Consider the following 23,839-nt stretch of genomic DNA (forward strand, 5'->3'; position numbering starts at 1 on the left):
CGCAGCGGGATCATGTCGGGACCGCCGTTGCCGTCGTTGTCGCCCGGAATCACCCCGAGGCGCGACAGCTCCCGGCCCATCGCCGCCACTGCCGGCAGGGCGTCCGGCCCCACGTCCGAGCGCAGGCGCCACACCTTGCGCGCACCGAAGTCCGACTCAGAGCCCAGCACATGGTTTTGTAAGGTACCGTCCAGTTGGCGGGCGGACGCGTAGGCGCGCGCGCCCAGGATGCCCACCTCCTCCGCGCCGAACATCACCACGCGAATCGTGCGCTTCGGGGCTTGGGGGAGCTCGCTGATCAGGCGGGCCGCTGCCACGGTGATCGCCACCCCAGCGCCGTCGTCGAGGGCGCCGGTGCCGAGGTCCCAGCTGTCCAGGTGACCGCCGATGACCACGATCTCTTCCGGCTTCTCGCGCCCGACGATCTCGCCGATGACATTGCCGGAGACGCCCTCGCCCCGCCAACCGGCCGGGGTCTTGATGCGCACAGCGATGTCGGCGCCTTCCCCGTGGATACGTTCGAGCTGGTCCGCATCCGGTGCCGACACGGCGAGCACCGGAATCTTCGGTTTGCGCCCCTCGGGCAGGCCCACCAGGCCCGTGTGGGGGAAGCGATGGCTGTCCGTACCCACGGAACGCACCAGCACGGCAGCCGCGCCCATGTCCTCGGCGGCGTGCCAGGCGCTGCGCCGCTTGCGGTTGGCCCAGCCGTAGCCCTCCCCGGTGCGCGAGGCGGTCATCCTATCGTTGATGTACACCGCGCGGCCCTTCACGGCGGCCGGCTCGGTGCGCACGAAGTCGTCGTAGGAATCGAAGTAGGTGATCGACGCCTCGAGACCCTCCGGCGGCGTTGCACCCCCGCCGCCGAGGGAACTGGCGAAGAGGGGCTGCGGATAGGGGCTCACGATGCTGAGCTCCTCGTGCACGGAGTCCCCGCGGGTCCAGACGTCCAGGGCGAATTCCTCCACCCGCACGTTGGCAAAGCCCAGGGCACGCAGGGTGTCAGCGCCCCACTCCCGAGCACGCGCCTCCGCATCGGTCCCGGCCAGGCGGGGGCCGATCTGGGTGGTCAGGGAGGTGACCACCTCGAGTGCGAGCTCGCTGTCCAAGGCCTTCTCGGCCAGGGCGCGCGCCGTGCTGAGAGTCTGCTCAGGAATTTCATAGGTGTCGTCTGGCGTTTGCGCGCCCGCCAGGGGCGTGGCCAGGGCCAGCGCCAGGGTGATCATCGTTGTCCGTCGCATCGTTCCGTCTTTCTCCCGCGTCAATAGCCGGCGAGTTCCAAGTACCCTCGGCCGCTGATCGTCTTCTCACCCTGCCGCCCGGTGACGTCCACGGCGCCTTCCCAGTAGCGCGTCGCCAGGTTCAGCTCCTGATCCTCGAGCGCCGCCCTGACCTCGAGAGCCAAGTCGTCGGCAGGCAGGCGCAGGGTCCAGCTTACCGGGTACTCGACCCCGCTGTTGGCGGAGCGCCAACGCGTCCGCGGGGTCAACTCCACGTCGTCGCCCTGGAGCCGCCTCACCTGCCACTGACCTGCCTCATCGTAGCCAGCGAGCGTGCCCGCGCTCCAGCGCGTCGACGCGCCCTGCGCCGTGCGCAGGCGGTAGAACATCAGGTCTCGCCCATCGTCGAGCTGTAGGGAAAACCAATCCCAGCCGGCCACGCCGGGAGCCAGGAAGCTGGTGCCCCACTCGCGATCGAACCAACTCGTGCCCGTCACCTCGTGACGGGTGCCGCCAGCGTGCACAGTGCCCGTCGAACGCAAGCGCGTGAGGGAGTAGTAGGCGGAGGCGTTGGTGGGGTCATCTCCCTTACGGCTGTAGCCGTCCACCCCTTGGCGCACGATGGGCCGCTCGGCGACCAGGGACAGGTCGATACCCATCGACTCGTCCTGGAACTGGAGGTTTACCGCAAAGGCCGCGTCGTCGGCCGCGCCGGCGATCGACCAATCCTCCACCCAGACCCGCAACGGCTCGGTCTGCGCACCCGCCAGGCCCAGGGCATCGCGCGCGAAGCGATCGGCCGCGGCAAACGTTCGGCCATCGATGTCGGATACGGCGAGGTGGGCCATGTACAGCTGCTCCGTGCGCCAGGCGGACGGCTCCTCGTCTCCCCCCGTGCTGCTGCCATCATCCCCGAGGGCGAAGCGGAAGATCGTCGCCTGGTAGCCGAAGCGCCGCCCCTGCGCCGTGGCCAGGTTGCCCGTGAAGTACCACCACTCCTGGCGGTACTCGGGGTGCGCGCCGTGATCGCGAGGGAAGCGCAGATCGGGCGCCGCGGTGACCTTCAGGAAGTCCTCATCGCCGCTCTGGGCACCGAGGGCGCGGTCGAGGGCGAGGCCACCGTCGCCCCCCCGCGGCGACTCCCCGGGCGCACACGCGACGAGGCAAAGGGCGAACCCACAACCCGCAAGCGCCGACCACCACCTGGTCCTACTCATGCGCGCCCCGGCGTCAGGTCGCTGGCCTGCAGGCGCTGGCGCAGGCGCCAGGCGGGCCACGCCGCAGCCAACACGGCGGCAACCACCGCCAGGGCCAGGGTGCCGAGCATCGGGGTGAGGGTGAAGTGAGGCGCCATGGTCCACCCGAAGGAGCGCACGTTGACCACGTAGATCAGCATCAGTCCGATCAGCAGCCCCGCGGGAATCGCGCACACCCCCGCGAAGGCGCCGAGGGCCCCACTCTCGGTGAGCAGCGAGCGAGCGATTTCATTCGGTGTCACGCCGAGCGCGCGCAGCACGGCGAACTGCGCATAGCGGTCCAGCAGCAAGGCGAGCAGCGCGTTGATAGTCCCCGCAAACGCGACCAGGGCGGCGAGCACGCGCAGCACCTCGGTAATGGTGAACGTGCGCGCGAATACCTCCAGAGATAGGGCGATCAGCGACTCGCGCGAGCGCAGCAACACGGGGCGGGTGCGTTGCTGTTCTTCGGCCCAGGCGGTGAGCGCTGCGTCGCTCTGCGCGCGATCCGCCGCTGGATCGAGGTAGACGCCGATGCCTTCCACCGTGTCGCGCGTGGGAAAGTGGCCGACGAAGGTGGCCTCGCTCATCGCGATCGTGCCGTGCTCAGAGCCGTAGTCGCGGTACACGGCCCCAACCTCGAAGGGGCGCTCCCCGTTCGCCGTGCGCAAGGGAATGCTGTCGCCCACACGCAGCCCTCGCTTGTAAGCAAGCGTCTGGGTCACCATCACCACCGGTTCGCTCGCGAAGCGAGGCCAGAAGCGCTGCGGGTCCCCTTCCAGCAGGATGAAGCCGCGTCGGGCCCGCTCGTTCAAGGAGTAGGCCACGATACGATCGTGGCCGCTGGCAGTTTCCACCGTGTTCCAGCGCACGGTGCTCACATCGGCCACGCCTGGCTTGGCGGCGAGAGACGCCACGTCCGCCTGGGTGATCACCCGCGGCTGCTCACCCGCCACGTAGTAGTCGGCGGCGAGGACGCTATCGAGCCAGCTGACCACCGCGCGCTCGAAGCTCGCGATCATCAAGGTGATACCCAAGCTGGTACCCAACGCCACGATTAGGGCCGCGAGGGCGGGAGCGGAACGGTGCAGGTGCGCCCCGACGCTGCGCACGGCAAGGCGTTGCAAGCTGAGGTCCGCGGCAGCAGCGGCGCGACGCGCGAACAGGCGCCGAGCCAGCCACGGCGCCTGGGCTGTGAAGCCGAGCAGCAGCAGGAACAGACCGACGAAGGCGGCAGTGACCTGCCCCGGCGTAACCAGCACCAGCACCAAGCCGCAGGCGATCGCCGCGAGCCCCGCAACGGCGAGACGCCCCCACAGGCCCTCGGCCTCGCGTGGCATCACGTCGTGGTTGCGCAGGTGCTCGACGGTGGCCCCCCGCACGGCTTCGCGCGCGGGCAGAACGGCCGCGAGCAGGCTGACGCCGACACCCAAGGCGCTCAAGCGCGCAAGCTGCCCCAAGCCCATCGGCGGCAGGGACGCGCTGACCGTCGCGTACAGGTCCGCCGACGTGCGCCCCATGAGACCCATCATCAACTGGGCCAGGGCACTTCCCGCGACCAGGCCGAGGATCGTGCCGATGACGCCGAGGGCGCACGCTTCCAGCAACACGGCGACGAAGATCTCCCGCGAGGTCACGCCCATCGTGCGCAGAATCGCGAACTCGCGCCGGCGCCGCACCACCAGAAAGGTCTCGGTGTTGAAGATCAGCATCGCGCCCACCAGCAGCGTGAGCAGGGAGAGCGCGGTGAGGTTCAGGTGAAAGGATTGGGAGAGGTCGAGCACGTTGGCCGCCCGCTGCTCACCCGTGAGCAGTTCCGTGCCCGGTGGCAACATCCCAAGTTGTTCGAGGGCGGTCAACTGGGCGGGCGTCGGTGACAGATCGATACGGGTCAGTTGCCCCTGGCGGCCGAGCACCTCCTGCGCCGTGGCGATATCGCTGAGCAGCAACCCCTCCCACGCCGCATCGCCAGCGGCGGTCACGTCGAGCACCGCGGCCACCGTGGGTGCGTGTGACCCATCGCCGGTGAGCGGCAAGCGATCGCCCACCGTCACCCCCAGGCGCTGCGCGAAGGACTGCGCCAGCACGACGCTGCGCGCCCCCGGCAACAGCGGCGCTCCCTGCAGCTCGCCGTCGCCGACCTCGCCCATCCAGGGCGGTGCCAGGCTGTCGGCAGCTAACGCAGCCGTCAGGTCGATACCGACCAGGCGCGCGCGTACGGCGCCTGCAGACAGGGTCACGGGCCCCTGCACCACGGGCATCGCCCGGCGGACGCCGAGCTCCACGCGCAGGGTGCGGTACACCGCCTCATCGACCCCGCTCACGCCACCCACCACATGGTGAGAAAAGGGCCCGGCGAGCAGATCCACGGAGGCTTCCAGATTGCGCCGCGAGGCGTCGATGGCGCGATCGACGGCGGTCACCACCGCCACCCCGAGCGCCACGCCCAGCACCGCCAGCAAGCCGAACACCGGCTGGCGCAGCCCCGAACGCGCGAAGCTGCGTAGCTGCAGCGCCAGCGCACTCACGCGGGTGCGTCCTCGACGATCTGCTGATCCTGCAGATGACACACCCGGTCCGCGCGGCCCATCACCTCGGCGCTATGCGTCGCCATGACCAGGGCCACGCCCCGCTCACGCACGAGCTCCTGCAAGAAGTCCAGCACCTGCCGGGCGGTCTCGAGATCGAGATTGCCCGTGGGTTCATCCGCGATCACCAGGGCGGGCGTATGGATCAGCGCACGCCCCACCGCCACCCGCTGCTGTTCGCCGCCGGAGAGCTCGGACGGGTAGCGAGCACCCTTGTTGGCCAACCCGAGACGATCCAACATCGACACCACCTGCGGCTCCCGTGCGCCGACGGCCACGTCGTTCAGGGCGAGGGGCAGGGTGAGGTTCTCCGCCACGGTCAAGGTGGGAATCAGGTTGAAGGACTGGAACACGAAGCCCAGCTGCGCTCGACGCAGGCGGGCGCGCTGCTGTTCATTGCCCGCCCACAGGGAATGCCCCGCCAGCTCCACCTCCCCGCGGTCCGGGGGTTCGAGTCCGCCGAGCACGTTCAGAAAGGTGGTCTTGCCCGAGCCGCTGCGCCCCAGGAGCACGACGAACTCCCCTGCCCTCGCCGCAAAACGCACATCGCGGAGCACGGCTACGGGAGACGCTGACCTCACGCCGTAGGTCTTGTACAGTGCCCTACAGCGGACCGTGACAGGTGTGGCCAAGCGAGGGCCCTCCGTGATCGCGAAATACGAATAATGAAAAATATAATCAGTGAGTTACGGATGGATCCTAGCAGACTCGGTGATCTCCCCAGAAGCGTTCTGGTAGCTCTGGTGGCGCTATTTGCTGCCGCCGCGTCCGCCCAGGAAGACGGGCCGTGCGTGCTCGATGAACCCGGACGAGAAGCCTTCTTCGGCGACGTCCACGTGCACACCCGCCTGTCCTTCGACTCGTACATCTTCGACAACGCCCTCGGTCCGGATGACGCCTACCGGGCGGCGCGCGGGGAACTGGTGCTGTTGTCGCCGGCGGTCCCCGACGAGGCGCCGCGAGAGTTCCAGCTGGACGGTCCGCCCCTGGACTTCGCCGCCGTCACCGATCATTCGGACCTCCTCGGCGAGACCAACCTGTGCATCTCCCCCGGTGCCGAACCGGACACGTTCATTTCCGACGCGATCGGGCAGGACTTCATCGATCTCGGCCTGATCGAACAGGGCATGCGTTTGATGGAGAACTGCGCCGCCTTCCGCGCCACCCGCGAGCGCCTGGACAGCATCTTCCTGGCCGAGCTGTGCACCTCGGAACCGAGCGACCGCCAGCTCTGCAACGTGACCAACGCCTACCTCACCTCCGCCTGGCGGGAAACGCTGGAAGCGGCCGACAACGCGTACGCCCCGTGCACCTTCACCACCTTCGCGGGCTACGAGTACACGGGCAACAACGCGGAGAGCGGACGCATCGCGCGCAACCACCGCAACGCGCTGTTCCGCGACACGGCACCGCTCATCGCCGAAACCGGGGAGCTCAACCTGCTGCCCGTCTCGCGCGATGACGTGTTCCTGGCCTCGCGCTTCCGCGACATCCTGCGCGAGGAATGCCTGGGGATCGAGGGCGATCCGGAACATCCGGGCTTGCCCGGTTGCGACGTGCTCGCCATCCCGCACACCACCAACGCCAGCCTCGGCACCGCCTTCGAACTCGCGGAAGACGAGACCGAGTCGGCGCGCCTCGCGATGGAGCCGCTGATCGAAGTCCTGCAGCACAAGCAGAGCAGCGAGTGCTCCCCGAGCAGCGCACCACAGGACCCTGGCTGCGACTTCGAACCGTACGTCCCCGCCCCCGACGAATGGGCGCTCGCGGCCACCCAGGGCATGATTCGCAGCGGCCTGAACCGGGGCATGCGCGATGCCTTCCTCTCCGGGGGCGTGAACGCCTTTACCTACGGCTTCATCGCCGGCACGGACACCCACAACAGCACCCCGGGAGCCGTCGCCGAGAGCAACTTCCTGGGCCACGTCGGCTTGCTGGATTCCACCCGCACCAAGCGCTTGTCCTCCAGCAACGTCACCTTCAACCCCGGCGGGCTCGCAGGCGTTTGGGCGCAGACCAACACGCGCGACGATATCTTCGACGCCTTTCGCCAACGCGAGACCTTCGCCACCAGCGGCCCGCGCATCACCCTGCGCACGGCCGCCAACTGGCGCTCCGGCCCGCCCCTGGAGGACAACCCCAAGGGCCTGTGCCGTCAGCTACAACGCGATGAACTGGCCAACGTCACGCCCATGGGCAGCTACCTGCCAGCGCTGCCCGAACCGACAGCGCGCCCACAACTGCTCATCGTGGCTGGCGCGGACCCTGAGAGCGCCAGCCTAGGGGACGTGCACATCGTGCGCGCGCGAATCAACGCCGCTGGCAACGTCGAGGAGTCGGTGGTGGTCCTCCCCTCGCCGCCCGACGGGGTCCGGCAGATCTGCCGTGCGTGGATGGACGAGGAATTCGATCCCCTGCACCCCGCCTATTACTACGTTCGCGTGCTGCAGGAGCCCACGGCCCGTTACTCCAAACGCCAGTGCAACGTCGTCGCCGACCAGTGGAGTTGTGAGAACCCGGAAGACCTCGAGGGCCCCTACGCGGCCTGCTGCGATGACGAGTACTACAAGGACATCCAGGAGCGCGCCTGGGCCTCGCCCATCTACTTCGATCCGAGCGTGTCCGCTGCCGTCGCGTCCTCGCCCTGAGCGCCCGTGAGTAAAGACGGCGCTCCCCCACGTCCCCTCTGGGCTGACCCCTTCGTCCTGTTCGCCCTTGGCGGTGTCGTGCTGTTCGCGATCGCCACGGCCCTCGAGCGTGCGGCCGAGGCGGGGGACGCGGAGCGGCCGAAGCAGCTGCTCATCACCCACGCCAAGCAGGCAGAGCTGCGCACGCAGTTTCAGCGCGCCAACGGTCGCGCCCCCACGGAGCAGGAACACGCCGGGTCTATCGAACGCCACGTACGCGAGCGCATTCTCTTCGAGCAAGCCATCGAGTGGGACATGCATCGCAACGATGTGGTGGTGCGCCGCCGCCTGGTCGAGCGCGTACGCATGCTCTTCGGCAACTACGCCGAGACGGATCGCGATGAGACCGATCTGCAGGCCACCTACGAGAAGTACCAGGAACGCTTTCTGACACCTCCCGCCATCGGCTTTCGCCAGATCTTCATCGATCGCGACGTGCATGGGGAGGCCAGCCTCGAGCGCGCCCGCGATTTGCGACAAACGCTGCAGCGCACAGGCAGCGCCGAGGGAGACCTCTGGTACCAGGCGCCCACGGAGGCCGTGCGCAGCCTGCCGCGCATCGCCGCCATGATGGGGCAGGAATTCGCCACCGCCCTGGACCTGCTTCCCGTAAACGAGTGGTCGCCACCCGTGGCTTCGGCCTTCGGCTACCACCTCGTGTTCATCGAGGAGAAGACGCCCGCCCGCCAGGCGCCCCTGGAGGAGGTGCTGGAGCAGGTATGGGTGCTGCACCGACGGGAGCGTGAGCAGGCGAGCTTCCAGACCTTCAGCGACCGTCTTCGCGCGCGCTACGAGGTCACCCTCGAGGCACCGCCCCCTGCACTCGCCGATGAAAATCGATAGGCCCATTCGGCACGGTTGGTGGGTTGCAGGCCTCGTCCTGCTGACGCTGGCGCTCGACGCCCAGGCCCACGGCTTCCGCCCCGCGGAGCTAGAGATCGACGAGGTCGGCGCTGGCATCTTCCTGGTGCGCTGGGCACCGAACGACGCAGCGGAGGCCACGGAGTTCGTGGGCATCGCGCCCCTGCGACTTCACCTCCCCGAGCACTGCGAGCGCACGCGCTTCATCGGTGACAGCACCGCCGATTACTTTCGCCTCGATTGTGGCGCTGAATCGCTGCTCGGCGGCTGCCTCCGCGTGCAGGGCTTTGCGAGCTCGAACGCCCAGGCGATCGCGAAGCTGCGCCTGCGTGGCGGCAGTGCGCGAAGCCGCCTGCTCACCTACGGCAACGACACCTGGTGCCTGGACAGCCCGCGAGGCTGGATGGACAGCGCCTCAAGCTACTTCTCGGCCGGCCTGAGCCACATCCTGGACGGCGCGGATCACCTGCTGTTCCTGCTCACCCTCGTGCTCATCTTCCGCCGCACCACCCTGCGCCTGGCGCTGATCACCGCGTTCACCGTAGGCCACAGCCTCTCCCTCGCCCTGGCGACCCTGGGATGGCTCACACCGCCCATGGCGGCCATCGAGATCCTGATCGCCTGGACCGTCGCCTTCGCCGCCTACGAGGCCTGTCAGGGCCTCGACCACGACACCTCAGCGCCATCCTCGATCACGCAGAGGCTCCCTTGGCTCGTCACCGGTGGGTTCGGCTTCGTGCACGGCTTCGGCTTCGCCTCGGCGCTGCGCGAGATCGGCTTCGGCGACGGCGGAGAACTGGTGCTCCCGCTCCTGTCCTTCAACCTCGGGGTGGAAGCGGGCCAGGTGCTCGTGCTGGCGGTGGTGTTACTGGCGGAGTTCGCCCTGCGCCGGCTGCCCCTCGCCCCCGACGATGGTCGACGGTTGGCCCGTGTGGGCGCGGTGGCGATCGGCAGCATCGCCATCTACTGGGTCTTGGAGCGCGGCGCGGACTTGCTGCTGACCGTGTGACGGCGGGTACGCCCCGCTAGCGGTAGCGCGTCGGGTCGGCGATGCCGGCCGCCTCGAACCCCTCGCGCCGCAGCTGGCACGCATCGCAGCGACCGCAAGCGCGGCCGTCCTCGTCGGCTTGGTAGCAGGAGACGGTCATCGCGTAGTCCACGCCGAGCACTTCGCCGGTGCGAATGATCTGCGCCTTCGACAGCTGGATCAGGGGCGCCTTGACCTGGATCGCGGCCCCGCTGACGCCCGCCTTAGTCGCCAGGTTGGCGAGGCGCTGGAACTGCTCGACGTACTCGGGGCGACAGTCCGGATAGCCGGAATAGTCCACGGCATTCATGCCGGCAAAGATGTCTGTGGCGCCGATCACCTCGGCGTAGGCCAGGGCCAGCGATAGCATGACCGTGTTGCGGGCCGGCACGTAGGTGGCGGGGATCGCTTCCGGGCTGGTGCCCGCATCGGGCACCTCGATGGCCTCGTCGGTCAGGGCGCTGCCGCCGAGGCTCGCGAGGTCTACCTTCACGACGCGATGGGCGACGGCGCCAAGGGCCGTGGCCACCCGCTCCGCCGCTTGCAGCTCGGCCCGGTGGCGCTGCCCGTAATCGACGCTCAGGGCATGGCAGGCGTAGCCACCCTCGCGGGCGATGGCCAGCACGGTGGCGGAGTCCAAGCCCCCCGACAGCAACACCACGGCACGCGGCTTTTGCACTGCGTCGCTCATACGCCAGGCACGTCGCCCCAGAGGTACTTGTGCAGTTGCACTTGCAAGCGCACGGGCAAGCGGTCGGCGACGATCCAATCGGCGAGGTCGCGCGGCGCGAGCACCTCGTGGCTCGGCGACAGGAACACCGGACAACGCTCGGCCAACGCGTGCTCGGCGATGAAACGCCGACTCCACTCGTAGTCCGCCCGGTCGCAGATCACGAACTTGACCCGATCGTTACTGTTCAGAAGCGTTAGGTTGCTAGCGACGTTTCGGTGCACCTCGCCGGAGGCGGGCGTCTTGATGTCCACCACGCGCACCACGCGTGGGTCGACCTCACCGATATCCATGGCACCGCTGGTCTCCAGGGAGACGCGATGGCCCGCGTCGCACAGGCGGCCCATCAGGGTGAGCACGGATCGCTGCGCGAGGGGTTCGCCGCCGGTGACGCAGACGTGCTCGACGCCGTTGGCAGCCACCTGGGCGAGGATCTCATCGAGAGTCTTCACCTCGCCCCCGTTGAAGGCGTAGGCCGTATCGCAATAGACGCAGCGCAGGGGGCAGCCGGTGAGCCTGACGAAGGTGGTAGGTGCGCCGGCCGTGTCCGCCTCGCCCTGCAGGCTCAGGAAGATCTCGCTGATCCGCAGGCGGTCGGCGCCGTGCGCCGACTCTCCGGCTGAGCGCGGCGAGAGCGAGGTGACGCTCAAGGCTGTCCTACCGACCTTCCTGCTGCATGCGATCGAGGCGATCGGCGGCGAGGCGTGCGGCGGAGCTGCCGCCGTAGCGGGCCAGCACCTCTTCGAGGGTGGCGCGGGCCTGGCTCCACTGCTGCAGTTCGTAGTGGCAGAACCCGAGCTTCAGCTGCGCATCAGCCGCCTTGCTGGAGCGAGGGTACTCGGCCAACACGCGGGCGAAGGCGTCGCGCGCCGTCTCGAAGTCGCGGCGCACGTAGTAGGTCTCGCCGTACCAGTACTGGGCGGCGCCGGCGAGGTTGCTCTGGGGCTGGCTGCGCACGAGCTCCGCAAACACCTCACGGGCCTGCTCGTACTGCTGACGCTTCAGGAGATCGAAGCCGTTGTCGTAGAGCTCCGAGTCACTGAGGGGCGTCGCCAGCGCGTTGCCCGGATCACCGACGGGCGCCGGCGCGGCGCCCGGCACCGACGGTGCCGATTCGACGGCGTTCACGCGATCGTCGATCTGCACGAACATGTTGCGCTGGTTCTGCTCCAGCGTTGCCATATCGTTGCGGGTCACTTCGACATCGCCGCGAAGGAGTCGAACCTCCTCCTGCAGACGCTGCAGCTCGCCGACCATGCTCACCATGCCTTCGTTGTCGAGGCGCGATTCGAGGCTGCTCAGGCGCGACTCGAGTTCGCCGATCTTCAGCAGCACGGGATCGTCCTCCGGCGGGACGGTGACGCAACCCGCCGCGATCAGCGCGCTGCTGGCGACGACCAGCGCTGCCGTGCGCGTGCTCGTCCTAACGGCCATACACGATCTCCACACGACGGTTCGCCGCGAAGCTGGCATCGTCCTGGCCGAACACGGCGGGGCGCTCCTCACCGAAGCTCACGGTGGCCAGGCGCGTGGACGGCACGCGCAGGGACAGGAGCGCCTGGCGCACGGCCTGGGCACGCCGTTCGCCGAGGCCGATGTTGTACTCACGCGATCCGCGCTCGTCCGTGTGCCCTTCCAAGCGCACGGAGACAACGCCGTTGTCCACGATGTAGCGGGCGTGGCGGGCGAGGAGTTCGGCGTACTCGGCACGTACGTCACTGCGGTCGTAGTCGAAGTAGATGACGGTCTCCCGCGGCGGTGCCGGCCCCCGGCCGCCGGTGCCGCTGCCATCGACCGCGCCGCCGGAAATGCCCTCGCCACTGCTGGTGCCGTAGGTGGATCCGCCGTTACCGGCCAGGGCGCTGCTGTCCGCTCCGTCGGACCCGTCCGCAAATCCCCCACCATTGCTGCCAGTGCTGGCGCAACCGGTGGCTAGGACCAGCGCCCCCAGCGCTGCGAAGGTCATCGCGACCTGCCTGAACTTATGCATAGATGCTCCTCTGTGCGGTACAGCGTCGCCTACCCTGGCACTGCTGCACCCTTGCCCCAATCGCGAAATGTTACCTGTTGCGGCGGTTTCGCGCTCGTTAACGCCTTTCAGTCACCGCCTCGCCGCCAAGGGCCCCCACACGGGCTCGCGCACATCCCGCCCCTGGGAGGCCAGGCGCTGCTGCACGGAGCCGTCCACCGCCACCGCGGCCAGCACGCCGGCGCCCTCGTCCTGGGTGGCGTAGATGATCATGCTGCCGTTAGGGGCGAAGCTCGGACTCTCGTCCAAGCGCCCGTCGGTCAATACCTGTAACGCACGGCTGCGCAGATCGAGGACCGCGATCCGGTAGTTACCGCCATCGTTGTGCACCATCGCCAAGCGCGATTCGTCGGGCGAGAGGCGCGGACGGGCGTTGTAGGCGCCCTCGAAGGTCACCCGCTCGGTCTTACCCGAGTAGACGTCGGCCCGATAGATTTGCGGGCCGCCGGCGCGGTCGGAGGTGAAGTAGAGCGTTCGCCCATCGCGCGACCACACCGGCTCCGTGTCAATGCCGCGGCTGCGCGTGACCTGCTGCAGTTCCTGGGTGGCCACGTTGAGCACGTGGATGTCGAGGTCGCCGTTACCGTCGGACAGGGCCAGGGCCAGCTTGTTGCCGTCCGGGGACCAGGCCGGCGCGCTGTTCACCCCCTGACGGGAGGAGACGCGGGTCTGCTCGCCGGTGGCAAGCTCCTGCACGTAGATGGCGGAGCGGTCGTCCTGGAAGGACACGAAGGCCAGGCGATGTCCGGCCGGGGACCAGCTCGGCGACATGATCGGCGCGGGGGAGTCGAACACGGCCAAGGCGTTCTCGCCGTCTGCGTCGGCCACGAACAGGCGATAGCGCTCGCTGCCGGGGCCGCCGTCCTTGGTGATGTAGGCGATGCGCGTCGCGAACACACCGGCCGTTCCCGTGAGTGCCTCATAGACTTGATCGGCCACCAGGTGTGCGGCTGTGCGCAGCTGGGCCCGCTCCGCCACGATGCGATAGGCGAGCAACTGCTGGGCACGGACCACGTCGAAGACTTCGAACTCGATCTGTACCGTGTCTTCGTTGCCACGGGCCAGGCGGCCGACCACGATGGCGTCGACGCCGAGCAGGCGCCAATCGCCGAAGTCCACCTCGGTGCCACTGCTCGGTCGGGCTAGCATGTCCGCGCGATCGATCGGGGCGAAGCGTCCGCTGCGGGTGAGGTCGGCATCGACCACGGCCGCCACATCGAGTTCTACGGGCACACCGTTGGTGGCGAAGGGCACGATGGCCACGGGCGTGGCGTTGGCCTCGCCCTTGGTGATCTCGATGACCAGCTGCGCCTGCGCCGATAGAGAGGCGAAGCACAGCGCGGCGAGCAGCGCGAAGCATGCGCGCGCTGGCGTGAATTGGGTCGTCGTCTTCCGTGTGTTCATACGTCTAACGCTTCACTCCGGTTCGAAGATGAATACCAAATACTCGTCGAAGAGGCTGGGATCGGGTGGCGGCGGCAGGGGCGAGGCGCGGTTCACAGCGCCCTCGATCGAGCGCTTGACGGAATCGTTGCCATTGCAACGACCGAACTCCACCTTGATGACCTGACCATCGCGCAGTTGGCGCACGTTCACCTCGCAGGAGAGGCCGGCCTCGGCCTCCGGTGGTCGCGCCCAGTTGCGCTCCACCTTCTGCTTCACCTGGGCCTTGTACTGGGCCAGCAGACCGGCATTGACCTTGGCCTGGCGGTCCTCCTCCTCGGCGAGGGCGGCGAGCAACAACTGCTCCGCCTCCTTCTGTTGCTGAGCGATGCGCGCCTGCTCGGCGCGACGGCGTTCCTCCGCCCGGCGCTCCTCTTCGCGCCGCTTCTCCTCGGCGCGACGGCGCTCCTCGGCCAGGCGCTCCTCTTCCTTACGCTTCTCTTCGGCCAAGCGCCGCGCTTCGGCCTCGGCGGCCGCCGTCGCCTCGGCTTCGCGCCGGGCCTGGGCCTCGCGGGCCGCCTGTTCCTCGGCCGCGCGCTTGGCGTCGGCTTCGCGCTGCAGCTGCTGCAGTCGCGCCTGTTCAGCGCGCTGGGCCTCTTCGCGAGCCGCTTGCTCGGCGCGCGTCTGGCGCTCGCGAATCGCTTGCTCCTCGGCGGCCTGGGCGCGCAGGCGCGCCTGCTCGAGATCGGCGAGACGTTGCACCTCCGCGTCCAGCATGGCGGAATCCACGACCACCGCTTCGATCGCCTCGATCGTCGGTCCCCCCGCCGCGACCGCCGGCGCCGCCTGGTGGCGCCAGCCCAGGCTGAACACCAAGGCCACCAACACCAGCGCGTGCACCGCCACCGCGCCCAACCACGGCAGCACCGAGTCGGACAGGAAGCGGGTGAAGCGTTGGTACCAGCTCATGGGTGTACGACGGGAAACGATCAGGATCCCGCGTTAGGGTCGGCTGGCGGCGGCAAGGGCGACTGGGGCGCATCGGTCACGAAGCCGATCTTGGCCGCCCCCGCCTGCTGCAGCAGGACCATGCCGCGCACGACGTTGCCGTAGGGCACCGCCTGATCCGCGCGCACCAGCACGGGAGTTTCCGGCCGGCGCTTCAGGACCGCGCTGGCGCGAAACAGGGCCGTCGCCTCGTCGACCGCCGCATCCTCGTTCTCCCCCACGTTGAGGTAGATGAGGCCATCGCGATCGATGGAGAGCACCAACGGCTCCTGGTTGTCGAAGTCCTCGCTGTCCAGGGGTTCGGCCGCCGCCTTCGGCAGATCCACCTCGATGCCCTGGGTGAGCAGCGGCGCGGTGACCATGAAGATCACCAGCAGCACGAGCATCACATCGATGTAGGGCACCACATTGATCTCACCGAGGAGTCGGCGCCCGCGCGATCTACGGCCCACCGTTGGCGCTTCCCTTACCGCCCGCGGTGGCCGCGTGGCGCTGGAGGATGTTGGAGAACTCCTCGACGAAGGCCTCGAAGCGCGTCTCCAGACGATCGACCTGATCGGCGTAGCGGTTGTAGGCGATCACGGCGGGGATGGCGGCGAACAGCCCCATGGCCGTGGCCACGAGGGCCTCGGCGATGCCTGGCGCCACGGTGGCGAGGGTCGCCTGCCCCGCATCGCCGAGCTCACGGAAGGCGTTCATGATTCCCCACACGGTGCCGAACAAGCCCACGTAGGGGCTGGTCGACCCGATCGTGGCCAGGGTCGACAGATTGGTCTCGAGGCGATCGAGCTCCTTGTTCTGATACACCCGCATGGAGCGCCGCGCGTTCTCGAGCAGCTTATCGCCGCCTAAGGTGCGATCGCCGCGCAAGCGCCCGAACTCGCGGTAGCCCGCTTGGAAGATGCTGCCGACGCCTTCGCGCCCGTTGCTTGTATCCTGCAGGCGCTTGTACAGCACGTTGAGATCACCGCCGGACCAGAACTGGTTCTCGAACTCCTCCGTGTGGGCGCGCGCACGACCGATCACGCGCCAGCGGTTGAAGATGATCGACCACGACATGAGCGAGGCGATCACCAGCAGTAGCATCACGAGCTTCACGGCCAGGCTGGCCTGCATGATCAGCTGGATGAAGGTGAGATCCTGAGAGAGCAATTCGGGCATCAAGTCTTCTCTACGATGGCCGTGGGGATGGCACGGGGGCGAAAGGTGTTGACGTCCAGGCAGGCGCCGCGGATCGAGCCCTCCACCAGCAGCTCGCCGTCGACGCTGTCGCGATAGACGTTCTGGCCGAAGCGGACGCTCGTGCGCGTGCTGTCGTCGATGCTGACCGTCACGGCCAGCATGTCATTGAAACGCGCGGGCTTGCGAAAGGTCACTTCCGCTTGCACGACGACGAAGATCACCCCTTCCCGGGCCATCAGCGTGTCCTGCTCGAAGCCCTTGGCGCGCAGGTACTCCGTGCGCGCCCGCTCCATGAAGCGCAGGTAGTTGGCGTAGTAGACGACGCCGCCCACGTCCGTGTCCTCGTAGTACACGCGCACGGGCCAGGCGAACACATCACTCATCAATCGTGCCCTCGAACAGGTCCGACGGCGGCGTGCCGCTGCCAGGGGGTGCGGCGCGGCCGAGCACCTCCCACGCCTTGCGCGTGGCGACGCGCCCGCGCGCCGTGCGCATCAGGTAGCCCTGCTGGATCAGGTACGGCTCCAGCACGTCTTCGATCGTGCCCCGCTCCTCGCCGAGGGCGGCGGAGAGGCTGTCGACGCCGACGGGCCCGCCGTCGAAGTTCTCCACGATGATGCTGAGCAGGCGCCGGTCCATCACATCGAAGCCGCGCTGATCCACCTCCAGCATGCCGAGGGCCTCCTGGGCCACGGCGTCGTCAATCTGCCCGCTCGCACACACCTGCGCGAAGTCGCGCACGCGCTTGAGCAGGCGGTTGGCGATGCGCGGCGTGCCCCGCGAGCGGGCCGCAATCTGCCGCGCGCCCGGACCGTCGATCGCCACATCGAGTATCCGCGCCGCACGCGAGACGATACTCGTCAAGTCATCGACCCCGTAGAACTCCAGTCGTTCCATGATCCCGAAGCGGTCGCGCAACGGCGACGTTAGGAGACCGGCACGGGTGGTGGCACCGACCAGAGTGAAGGGGGGCAGATCGAGCTTGATCGCACGCGCCCCCGGCCCCTCGCCGATCACGATATCGATCTGGTAGTCCTCCATCGCGGGGTAGAGCACCTCCTCCACCACCGGGCTCAGGCGATGGATCTCGTCCACGAAGAGCACGTCGTGGGCCTCGAGGTTGGTGAGCAGGGCGGCGAGATCGCCGGCGCGCTCGAGCACGGGACCCGAGGTCTGGCGCAGGTTCACGCCCAGCTCGGTGGCGAGAATGTTGGCGAGGGTGGTCTTGCCGAGGCCCGGGGGGCCGAAGAGCAGCACGTGGTCCAGGGCCTCGCCGCGCCCGCGGGCCGCCTGCACGAAGATATCCAGCTGGCGACGCAAGCGTGGTTGGCCCACGAAGTCGTCGAAGCGGCGCGGCCGAATGGCGCGCTCGTAGGCGTCCTCCTCCGCGCGCGCGCCGGCGCCGATGACCCGCTCGTCTTCCTCCATCGGAGCTCCTCCTTGATTGGGCGGTCGCGCGTCGTGCGCCTCAGCCGCGCAGGGCCAGGCGCACGATCTGCGCCGTATCCAGACCGTCTACGTCCAGGTCCTTCAGCATCCGCGATGCCTCAGCGTTCTTGTAGCCGAGGGCGAGCAAGGCCTCGAAGGCCTCGCGGCGGCCATCTGCGGGCAACGCTTCACGGCCGGCGAGGTTGACACCGAAGCTGCTACTGGCGGCTTCGCCTTGCAGGCGATCGCGCATCTCTACCACGAGACGCTCGGCCGTCTTCTTGCCGATGCCTGGCAGGCGGGTTAGGCGACTGGTGTCCCCCTCCTCCACGCACCTAGCGAAATCGCTCACGCTGATGCCGGAGAGGATGCCGAGGGCCACCTTCGGCCCCACCTTGGAGACGCGAATCAGCTCGCGAAACAAGCCACGCTCCGCCTCCGTGGCGAAGCCGAACAACACGTGGGCGTCGTCGCGCACCACCAGGTGCGTCAGCAGGTGGATGGCCTCGCCCGTGGCCGGCAGCTCGGCGCAGGTCGACATGGGGGCCTCCACTTCGTAGCCAACGCCGCCGACGTCGATCACCAGGGCCGGGGGCCGTTTCTCGGCCAGGCGGCCGCGCAGGAATCCGATCATCGCCGCCGCCCCCGGCGTCCGCGGCTGGCCCAGGCCTCGCGCAGCAACGCCTGGGTCTCGCTGCGTGACGCTGCGCGAGCGCCGGTGGTGGACTCCACCGCCACCCCGAGCCGTTGCTCCGTACGGCGCACGTAGGCGCGGCAGAGCGCCGCGGCCAGCGCGTCGGCGGCATCCGCTTGCAACGGACCCTCCTCGTCGAGGAGCAGGCGAACCATCGCCTGCACCTGGGTCTTCTCCGCCCCGCCGCGTCCGGCCACCGCTTGCTTGATCTCCCGCGCGCTGTACTCGTACACCGCCGGCACCGCCTCGCCAACGAAGGTGGCGCAGAGCGCCGCGCCGCGGGCCTGGCCCAGCTTCAGGGCACTGTCCACGTTGCGCGAGACGAACACCCGTTCGATGGCCACTTCGGTGGGTTGGAAACGCGCGACGAGTTCGGCGACCGCCGTGTAGATGCCGTGGAGGCGACTGGAGAATTCGCCGTCACCGACGCGAATGCATCCGTTCGCCACATGGATCGGATCGCTGTTGGGCAGGGCATCGACGATGCCGTAGCCGGTGACGCGTGAGCCTGGGTCGATGCCCAGGATACGCACGCGTGGCGTGGTCGCGGTCGACTTATCGCGCAGCTCGCTCAGAGTTTCTCCAGGATCTCGTCAGGGATATCCGCGTTCGAATAGACGTTCTGAACGTCGTCCAGATCTTCCAGGGCATCGAGCAGCTTGATCATCGTGCCCGCGTCCCCTTCACCCAGCGTCGCGCTGGTCGAGGCGCGCATGGTGACCTCCGCGTTCTCCGGCGCGAGGCCGGCCGCGTTCATGGCCTCGTTCACCCGCTCGAACTCGTTTGGGTCGGTGAGGACGTCGATGGAGCCGTCGTCGTGGGTGACCACGTCCTCCGCCTCCGCCTCCAGCGCCGCTTCTGTGACCGTATCTTCATCGGCCCCTGAGGGGTAACTGAGCACGCCGCAGTGGTTGAACAGGTAGGCCACGGAGCCGTCCGCGCCGAGATTGCCGCCGAACTTGGAGAAGGCGTGGCGCACCTCGGCCACGGTGCGATTGCGGTTGTCGGTCATGCAATCGACCATCACGGCAACACCACCGGGACCGTAGCCCTCGTAGCGAATCTCATCGAGGTTGCCCTCGGCGCCGCCGCTGCCGCGCTTGATGGCTCGCTCGATGTTGTCCTTGGGCATGCTCTGCGCACGGGCCTTGTCGATGGCCAGGCGCAAGCGCGGATTGGACATCGGATCGCCGCCGCCGAGCTTCGCCGACACGGTGATCTCGCGCGCAAGCTTCGTGAACAATTTGCCGCGCTTCTTATCCTGTGCACCCTTTCGGTGCTGAATGTTGGCCCACTTACTGTGACCCGCCATTTCGCTCCTCTCGTGCCGTTGGCACTCACGGGCTCCGCGACCGTTGCGGGCGCCCTGAAAAAGTTCATGATTTCGCCATTGTAGTGCACACCGGCGGAGTCTCGCGAGCCGTCCGCACGACGCCCCGGATAATCGATTGCGCGGCACCGAGCCTTGGCCTTGGCGGCCTGCGCTGGCGTATTATTCGCACCCCCTGGGGTTTTCCTGCCCCTGAGAACTTGAGCTCACCGCGAGAGCGTCCTCCTTGGTCACGATCACTCGTCCAGACGACAGCAACGGGCCCGGCACCGCGTCGCGCAGCCGCGTTGTCGCGTGGACCGCCGAGGTGCTGGCCGACGCGGAGCAGACCCTGACCACGGACGGCTTCCTGGACGATCTGCGCGAGCGCTGCGCGCGGGCCGACGCCGTGTCCGAAATCGTCGGCCAGCTCGGCGTGGCGGAAGAGATCGAGCTCGCCACGATGATCCGCCCCCTGCGCGAGGCGGGCCTGTGCAGCAATGCCGGTATTGAGGAGCAGTTCGGCACGTCCGTCGCCCAGATGGTCGGTGAGTTGGAGCGCGCCGGGCGTTTCGTCCTGCCCCCCGAGTGGTCCCCAGGCCAGGCCCTGGGCGCGGACCAGGCGGAATCCCTGCGCAAGATGCTGCTGGCGATCGTGGACGACGTCCGCCTGGTGCTGGTGCTCCTCGCCGAGCAACTCCATCGCCTGCGCTGCCTGAAGGGTGCTCCGGCCGACGAACAGGTGCGCTGCGCGACGGAGACCCGCGAGATCTACGCTCCCCTCGCCAGCCGCCTCGGCATCTGGCAGTTCAAGTGGGAGATGGACGACCTCTCCTTCCGCTACCTCGAGCCGGACACCTACAAGCAGATCGCACGCTGGCTGCGTGAGCGACGCGCCGATCGCGAGGAGTACATCTCCAACGTGGTGGAGGTGCTGGGCGGACGCCTCGAGGAGGCTGGCATCGATTGCCAGATCGCTGGCCGCCCGAAGCACATCTACAGCATCTGGAACAAGATGCTGCGCAAGGGCCTGGACTTCGAACACATCTTCGACGTGCGCGCCGTCCGCGTGCTGGTGAGCTCGCAGACCGAGTGCTACGCCACCCTCGGCATCGTGCACGGCATGTGGCGCTACCTGCCGGGTGAGTTCGACGACTACATCGCAGCACCTAAGGAAAACAATTACCAATCGCTGCACACCGCCGTGATCGGCCCCGAGGGCAAGACCCTCGAGGTGCAGATCCGCACGCACGAGATGCACCGTCACGCGGAGCTCGGGGTCGCTGCGCACTGGCGCTACAAGGAAGGCGGCGACGATGACAGCGCCTACCGCAACAAGATCAGCTGGCTGCGACGCCTGCTGGACCCGGACGAGGACGATCCGGATCTCGACTTCCTCGATCGGGTGCGCACGGAGATCCTCGACGAGCGGGTGTACGTGCTCACCCCGCGTGGGGACGTAGTGGACTTGCCGAGCGAGGCCACGCCCCTGGATTTCGCTTACCACGTGCACACGGAACTCGGTCATCGCTGCCGTGGAGCGCGGGTCAACGGACGGCAGGTGTCCCTCAACCACAAGCTCGCGAGCGGCGACCAGGTGGAGATCGTCACCGCCAAGGAAGCCAGTCCGTCGCGCGACTGGCTGATTCCCCAGCTCGGCTTCCTGGCCTCCACCCGCGCGCGGGCCAAGGTACGCCTGTGGTTCCGCCGCGAGGCTGGCGAGGGCAACGTCGAGCAGGGCCAAAGCATGGTCGAGCGCGAGCTCCAGCGCCTCGGGTGCGAGATGTCCCTCGTGAGCGCCGTGGTTCGCCACCTGCGCCTGGACAGCGCCAACTCCCTCTACGCGGCCGTGGGCGCCGGCGATATCACGCTCGCGGACATCGACGTGGCCGTGCAGAAGCTCACCTCGCCCCAGGTGGAGCCTCAGCTGTTGCCCGTGGCGCGGCGGCGTCCGCGGCGCATGCCGCAGCGCTCGGCCATCGAGGTGGGCGGCGTGGACGACTTGCTGCACAACTTCGCCCAGTGCTGCAAACCCCTGCCGCCCGACCCCATCCTGGGCTTCATCAGCCAGGGCCGAGGCATCAGCGTGCACCGCGCGGATTGCCCGAACCTGCGCAAGCTGATGGAGACGCAGCCCGAACGGGTGGTCGATGTGGATTGGCACGCCGATGCGAGCCACACCTTCACCGCGGACATTCGCATCGAGGCTGCCGATCGCCGCGGCCTACTGCAGGAGCTGTCGGGCGCCTTCGCCAGCGCCAACGTGAACATCACCGCCACCCAGACGGTCACCGACCGCACCACGGGCAGCGCGGTATTCAACCTAACGGTGGAGATCACCGGGCTCTCCGAGCTCAGCCGCGTTTTGCACCGCCTGTCGTCGGTGCGTGGCGTCCACGACGTGCGCCGCGTGCGCTGAGCAGCGCGCCAGCACGCACGTCAACCGCGAGCGGCCACGCTCGTTGTGTCCATCATGAACCCCCCAGGCTGGAGCCCGCCATGGTCATGACCCCTACCCGTGGATGGTTAGGCGCCCTCTGCGTCGCCACCCTGCAGCTGATGGCGCCCGCCACCGCGACAGCGGCCTCGCAGGCCTATCACGCGCCCAGCGGCGTCGCCCTGGAGGGCTACGATGCGGTGGCCTACTTCACCGAGGGGCGGGCCGTTCGCGGCAAGGCCAAGCACGAGACCACCTGGGACGGGGTGCGCTGGCACTTCGCCTCGGCGGCGAACCTCGATGCGTTCCTGGCAGCCCCGCAACGCTACGCGCCCCAGTACGGTGGCTACTGCGCCCTGGGCGTGGCGGTGGGCAAGTTGCGGCGCGGAGACCCGAAGGTTTTTGCCGTGATCGATGGGCGTTTGTACATCAACTACAACCGCCGCATACACGAGCGCTGGGAACAGCGCTCGGGAGGGTTTATCCGGCGCGCCAATCAGCAGTGGACTGACGCGCCCTAGGTCAGGACTTGCGCCCGCCTACTTGCGATTGATGCCGTGGAGCGCCCGCTTGTCCACGGCCAGCGACGCCTCGTGCACCGCCTCGGACAAGGACGGGTGCGAGTGGATCGTGCGCTGGATGTCCTCGGTGCTGGCCGAGAACTCCATCGCCAACACGGACTCGCTGATCAGCTCGCCCGCCATGGGGCCGACGATGTGCACGCCGAGGATCTCATCATCCTCTTCCGCTGAGATGATCTTGACGAAGCCCGCCGCCGCTTCCAGCGCCTTGGCGCGCCCGTTGGCGGCGAAGCTGAAGCTACCGGTCTTGTAAGCCTTGCCCGAGGCCTTCACCTGCTCCTCGGTCTGGCCGACCCAGGCGATCTCCGGCGCCGTGTAGATCACCGAGGGGATGACGTTGTAGTTGACCTCGCCGTACTTGCCGGCGATGAGGTCGGCGACCATCACGCCCTCTTCGGAAGCCTTGTGCGCCAGCATCGGCCCGCGCACGCAATCGCCCACGGCCCAGACGTTGGGCACGTTGGTGCGGCACTCGTCGTCGACCAGGATGAAGCCGCGCTCGTCCATCTTGATGCCGGCATCGGCACCGAACAGCTCGTCCGTGTACGGGCGGCGGCCCACGGCCACGACCACCTTGTCCACATCGATCGACTGCGTGCCCTTGGCATCTTCGTAAGCGAGCTTAATGCCGTCGGCCGTCTTCTCCGCACCCTGCACGCGGGCGCCGAGGCGAATGTCGAGGCCGAGCTTCTTGAAGTGGCGTTGGGCCTCCTTGGCCACGGCACGATCGGCCGTCGCCAGGAAGTCCGGCATCGCCTCGAGCACGGTCACCTCCGAGCCCAGGCGGCGCCACACACTGCCGAGTTCCAGGCCGATCACCCCGCCGCCGACGATACCGAGGCGCTTGGGCACGGCGTCGAATTCGAGGGCGCCCCAGGAGTCGACAATGTCCTCACCGTCGAAGGGCACCTGCTTGAGCTCCACCGGCGATGAGCCCGAGGCCAGGATCACCGTCTTGCTCTCCAGCACCTCCGGCTGCCCGTCGTGGGCGGTGAACTCCACCTTACCCTGGCCGAGGAAGCGGCCATGGCCCTTGAGCCCGGTCACGCCGTTGGCCTTGAACAAGGCCTCGATACCGCCCGTGAGCTGCTTGGTGATGCCCGCCTTACGGGTTTGCATGGTGCCGAGATCGAAGGACACGCCCTCGAGCTGGATCCCGTGCTGGGCGAACTCGCCGTGGGTGCGGTGGTAGAGCTCGGAGGACTCGAGCAGCGCCTTGGAGGGAATACACCCCGCGTTCAGGCAGGTGCCGCCGAAGGCGTAGGTGCCGTCGTAGTTCTTCCAGGCGTCGATGCAGGCGGTCTTCAGTCCGTTCTGGGCAGCGCGGATGGCGGCGACGTACCCCGCCGGACCGCCGCCGATGACGACGACGTCGTAGCTGTTGCTCACGCGTATCTCCTTAAGCCGTGAGGCGTAGGTGGGGATCCCGAACCTTAGTTC

General features: G+C 68.2%; 23 protein-coding genes. 5 read left to right on the forward strand and 18 right to left on the reverse strand.

The window, feature by feature from the left end; translation table 11 throughout:
* The 4 genes from AAF184_12845 to AAF184_12860 all read right to left on the reverse strand — a co-directional run.
* A partial coding sequence (locus AAF184_12845) for a M20/M25/M40 family metallo-hydrolase (GenBank protein ID MEO0423222.1) occupies positions 1–1,241 on the reverse strand: 1,241 nt, incomplete at its 3' end.
* A gap of 20 nt (positions 1,242–1,261) precedes the next feature.
* A complete protein-coding gene (locus tag AAF184_12850) occupies positions 1,262–2,437 on the reverse strand; it encodes a lipocalin-like domain-containing protein (GenBank protein ID MEO0423223.1) in 1,176 nt (391 codons plus the stop codon).
* Positions 2,434–4,983, reverse strand: coding sequence for an FtsX-like permease family protein (locus AAF184_12855; protein MEO0423224.1), 2,550 nt, complete (start codon positions 4,981–4,983; stop codon positions 2,434–2,436). The genes AAF184_12850 and AAF184_12855 overlap by 4 nt, the downstream gene beginning before the upstream one ends.
* The gene (locus tag AAF184_12860) at positions 4,980–5,624 is read right to left on the reverse strand and encodes an ABC transporter ATP-binding protein (protein MEO0423225.1); all 645 of its coding nucleotides are present in this window, start codon (positions 5,622–5,624) and stop codon (positions 4,980–4,982) included. The genes AAF184_12855 and AAF184_12860 overlap by 4 nt, the downstream gene beginning before the upstream one ends.
* Before the next feature lie 162 nt (positions 5,625–5,786).
* On the opposite strand from AAF184_12860, the gene AAF184_12865 reads away from it, so the two are divergent.
* The 3 genes from AAF184_12865 to AAF184_12875 are packed head-to-tail and all read left to right on the forward strand — an operon-like array spanning position 5,787 to position 9,600.
* The gene (locus AAF184_12865) at positions 5,787–7,691 is read left to right on the forward strand and encodes a DUF3604 domain-containing protein (GenBank protein ID MEO0423226.1); all 1,905 of its coding nucleotides are present in this window, start codon (positions 5,787–5,789) and stop codon (positions 7,689–7,691) included.
* Positions 7,692–7,697: 6 nt separating this feature from the next.
* Positions 7,698–8,573 (forward strand): peptidylprolyl isomerase, encoded by an 876-nt coding sequence (locus AAF184_12870; GenBank protein MEO0423227.1) that lies wholly within the window; start codon positions 7,698–7,700, stop codon positions 8,571–8,573.
* Positions 8,560–9,600 carry a HupE/UreJ family protein gene (locus AAF184_12875; GenBank protein MEO0423228.1) on the forward strand — a complete coding sequence of 347 codons (1,041 nt, stop codon included), beginning with the start codon at positions 8,560–8,562 and terminating at the stop codon, positions 9,598–9,600. Before AAF184_12870 ends, AAF184_12875 begins: the two co-directional genes overlap by 14 nt.
* Before the next feature lie 16 nt (positions 9,601–9,616).
* On the opposite strand, the gene queC is transcribed toward AAF184_12875, so the two are convergent.
* From queC to AAF184_12940, 13 genes are all read right to left on the reverse strand, one after another.
* Entirely contained in the window at positions 9,617–10,309 is a 693-nt protein-coding gene (queC, locus tag AAF184_12880) for a 7-cyano-7-deazaguanine synthase QueC (GenBank protein ID MEO0423229.1), read from the reverse strand.
* Entirely contained in the window at positions 10,306–10,998 is a 693-nt protein-coding gene (queE, locus tag AAF184_12885; GenBank protein MEO0423230.1) for a 7-carboxy-7-deazaguanine synthase QueE, read from the reverse strand. The genes queC and queE overlap by 4 nt, the downstream gene beginning before the upstream one ends.
* A gap of 7 nt (positions 10,999–11,005) precedes the next feature.
* Positions 11,006–11,782, reverse strand: a complete 777-nt coding sequence (ybgF, locus tag AAF184_12890) for a tol-pal system protein YbgF (GenBank protein ID MEO0423231.1) — start codon at positions 11,780–11,782, stop codon at positions 11,006–11,008.
* Entirely contained in the window at positions 11,772–12,338 is a 567-nt protein-coding gene (gene pal / locus AAF184_12895) for a peptidoglycan-associated lipoprotein Pal (GenBank protein MEO0423232.1), read from the reverse strand. Before pal ends, ybgF begins: the two co-directional genes overlap by 11 nt.
* 111 nt (positions 12,339–12,449) lie before the next feature.
* Positions 12,450–13,781, reverse strand: coding sequence for a Tol-Pal system beta propeller repeat protein TolB (tolB, locus tag AAF184_12900; protein MEO0423233.1), 1,332 nt, complete (start codon positions 13,779–13,781; stop codon positions 12,450–12,452).
* 12 nt (positions 13,782–13,793) lie between these two features.
* Positions 13,794–14,729: a cell envelope integrity protein TolA gene (tolA, locus tag AAF184_12905; GenBank protein MEO0423234.1), complete on the reverse strand. Its 936-nt coding sequence runs from the start codon at positions 14,727–14,729 to the stop codon at positions 13,794–13,796.
* Between the two features lie 20 nt (positions 14,730–14,749).
* Positions 14,750–15,220, reverse strand: coding sequence for a protein TolR (tolR, locus tag AAF184_12910; protein MEO0423235.1), 471 nt, complete (start codon positions 15,218–15,220; stop codon positions 14,750–14,752).
* Positions 15,210–15,929 (reverse strand): protein TolQ, encoded by a 720-nt coding sequence (gene tolQ / locus AAF184_12915; protein ID MEO0423236.1) that lies wholly within the window; start codon positions 15,927–15,929, stop codon positions 15,210–15,212. The genes tolR and tolQ overlap by 11 nt, the downstream gene beginning before the upstream one ends.
* Complete coding sequence (gene ybgC / locus AAF184_12920; protein ID MEO0423237.1) at positions 15,929–16,333, reverse strand: tol-pal system-associated acyl-CoA thioesterase; 405 nt, start codon at positions 16,331–16,333, stop codon at positions 15,929–15,931. The genes tolQ and ybgC overlap by 1 nt, the downstream gene beginning before the upstream one ends.
* The gene (ruvB, locus tag AAF184_12925) at positions 16,326–17,378 is read right to left on the reverse strand and encodes a Holliday junction branch migration DNA helicase RuvB (GenBank protein ID MEO0423238.1); all 1,053 of its coding nucleotides are present in this window, start codon (positions 17,376–17,378) and stop codon (positions 16,326–16,328) included. The genes ybgC and ruvB overlap by 8 nt, the downstream gene beginning before the upstream one ends.
* Positions 17,379–17,418: 40 nt before the next feature.
* Positions 17,419–18,012 (reverse strand): Holliday junction branch migration protein RuvA, encoded by a 594-nt coding sequence (gene ruvA / locus AAF184_12930; protein ID MEO0423239.1) that lies wholly within the window; start codon positions 18,010–18,012, stop codon positions 17,419–17,421.
* Complete coding sequence (gene ruvC / locus AAF184_12935) at positions 18,009–18,605, reverse strand: crossover junction endodeoxyribonuclease RuvC (GenBank protein MEO0423240.1); 597 nt, start codon at positions 18,603–18,605, stop codon at positions 18,009–18,011. Before ruvC ends, ruvA begins: the two co-directional genes overlap by 4 nt.
* A 38-nt stretch (positions 18,606–18,643) precedes the next feature.
* Positions 18,644–19,384: a YebC/PmpR family DNA-binding transcriptional regulator gene (locus tag AAF184_12940; protein ID MEO0423241.1), complete on the reverse strand. Its 741-nt coding sequence runs from the start codon at positions 19,382–19,384 to the stop codon at positions 18,644–18,646.
* A 244-nt stretch (positions 19,385–19,628) separates the two neighbouring features.
* On the opposite strand from AAF184_12940, the gene AAF184_12945 reads away from it, so the two are divergent.
* Positions 19,629–21,800: a bifunctional (p)ppGpp synthetase/guanosine-3',5'-bis(diphosphate) 3'-pyrophosphohydrolase gene (locus tag AAF184_12945; protein ID MEO0423242.1), complete on the forward strand. Its 2,172-nt coding sequence runs from the start codon at positions 19,629–19,631 to the stop codon at positions 21,798–21,800.
* Between the two features lie 80 nt (positions 21,801–21,880).
* Positions 21,881–22,339 (forward strand): YHS domain-containing (seleno)protein, encoded by a 459-nt coding sequence (locus AAF184_12950; GenBank protein ID MEO0423243.1) that lies wholly within the window; start codon positions 21,881–21,883, stop codon positions 22,337–22,339.
* Between the two features lie 18 nt (positions 22,340–22,357).
* Here AAF184_12950 and lpdA read toward each other — a convergent pair whose 3' ends face one another.
* Complete coding sequence (gene lpdA / locus AAF184_12955; GenBank protein MEO0423244.1) at positions 22,358–23,788, reverse strand: dihydrolipoyl dehydrogenase; 1,431 nt, start codon at positions 23,786–23,788, stop codon at positions 22,358–22,360.
* Positions 23,789–23,839 lie beyond the last annotated feature (51 nt).

It is taken from the genome of Pseudomonadota bacterium (assembly GCA_039815145.1).
Taxonomy (GTDB): domain Bacteria; phylum Pseudomonadota; class Gammaproteobacteria; order Steroidobacterales; family JBCBZW01; genus JBCBZW01.

What these genes read in the sequence shown, in the direction of transcription:
- ybgF (MEO0423231.1), bottom strand. Translation starts at nt 11,782, where the DNA reads ATGGCCGTTAGGACGAGCACGCGCACGGCAGCGCTGGTCGTCGCCAGC.
- tolQ (MEO0423236.1), bottom strand. Translation starts at nt 15,929, where the DNA reads ATGCCCGAATTGCTCTCTCAGGATCTCACCTTCATCCAGCTGATCATG.
- ruvB (MEO0423238.1), bottom strand. Translation starts at nt 17,378, where the DNA reads ATGGAGGAAGACGAGCGGGTCATCGGCGCCGGCGCGCGCGCGGAGGAG.
- AAF184_12875 (MEO0423228.1), top strand. Translation starts at nt 8,560, where the DNA reads ATGAAAATCGATAGGCCCATTCGGCACGGTTGGTGGGTTGCAGGCCTC.
- queC (MEO0423229.1), bottom strand. Translation starts at nt 10,309, where the DNA reads ATGAGCGACGCAGTGCAAAAGCCGCGTGCCGTGGTGTTGCTGTCGGGG.
- tolB (MEO0423233.1), bottom strand. Translation starts at nt 13,781, where the DNA reads ATGAACACACGGAAGACGACGACCCAATTCACGCCAGCGCGCGCATGC.
- tolA (MEO0423234.1), bottom strand. Translation starts at nt 14,729, where the DNA reads ATGAGCTGGTACCAACGCTTCACCCGCTTCCTGTCCGACTCGGTGCTG.
- AAF184_12950 (MEO0423243.1), top strand. Translation starts at nt 21,881, where the DNA reads ATGGTCATGACCCCTACCCGTGGATGGTTAGGCGCCCTCTGCGTCGCC.
- AAF184_12940 (MEO0423241.1), bottom strand. Translation starts at nt 19,384, where the DNA reads ATGGCGGGTCACAGTAAGTGGGCCAACATTCAGCACCGAAAGGGTGCA.
- ruvA (MEO0423239.1), bottom strand. Translation starts at nt 18,012, where the DNA reads ATGATCGGATTCCTGCGCGGCCGCCTGGCCGAGAAACGGCCCCCGGCC.
- pal (MEO0423232.1), bottom strand. Translation starts at nt 12,338, where the DNA reads ATGCATAAGTTCAGGCAGGTCGCGATGACCTTCGCAGCGCTGGGGGCG.
- ybgC (MEO0423237.1), bottom strand. Translation starts at nt 16,333, where the DNA reads ATGAGTGATGTGTTCGCCTGGCCCGTGCGCGTGTACTACGAGGACACG.
- AAF184_12850 (MEO0423223.1), bottom strand. Translation starts at nt 2,437, where the DNA reads ATGAGTAGGACCAGGTGGTGGTCGGCGCTTGCGGGTTGTGGGTTCGCC.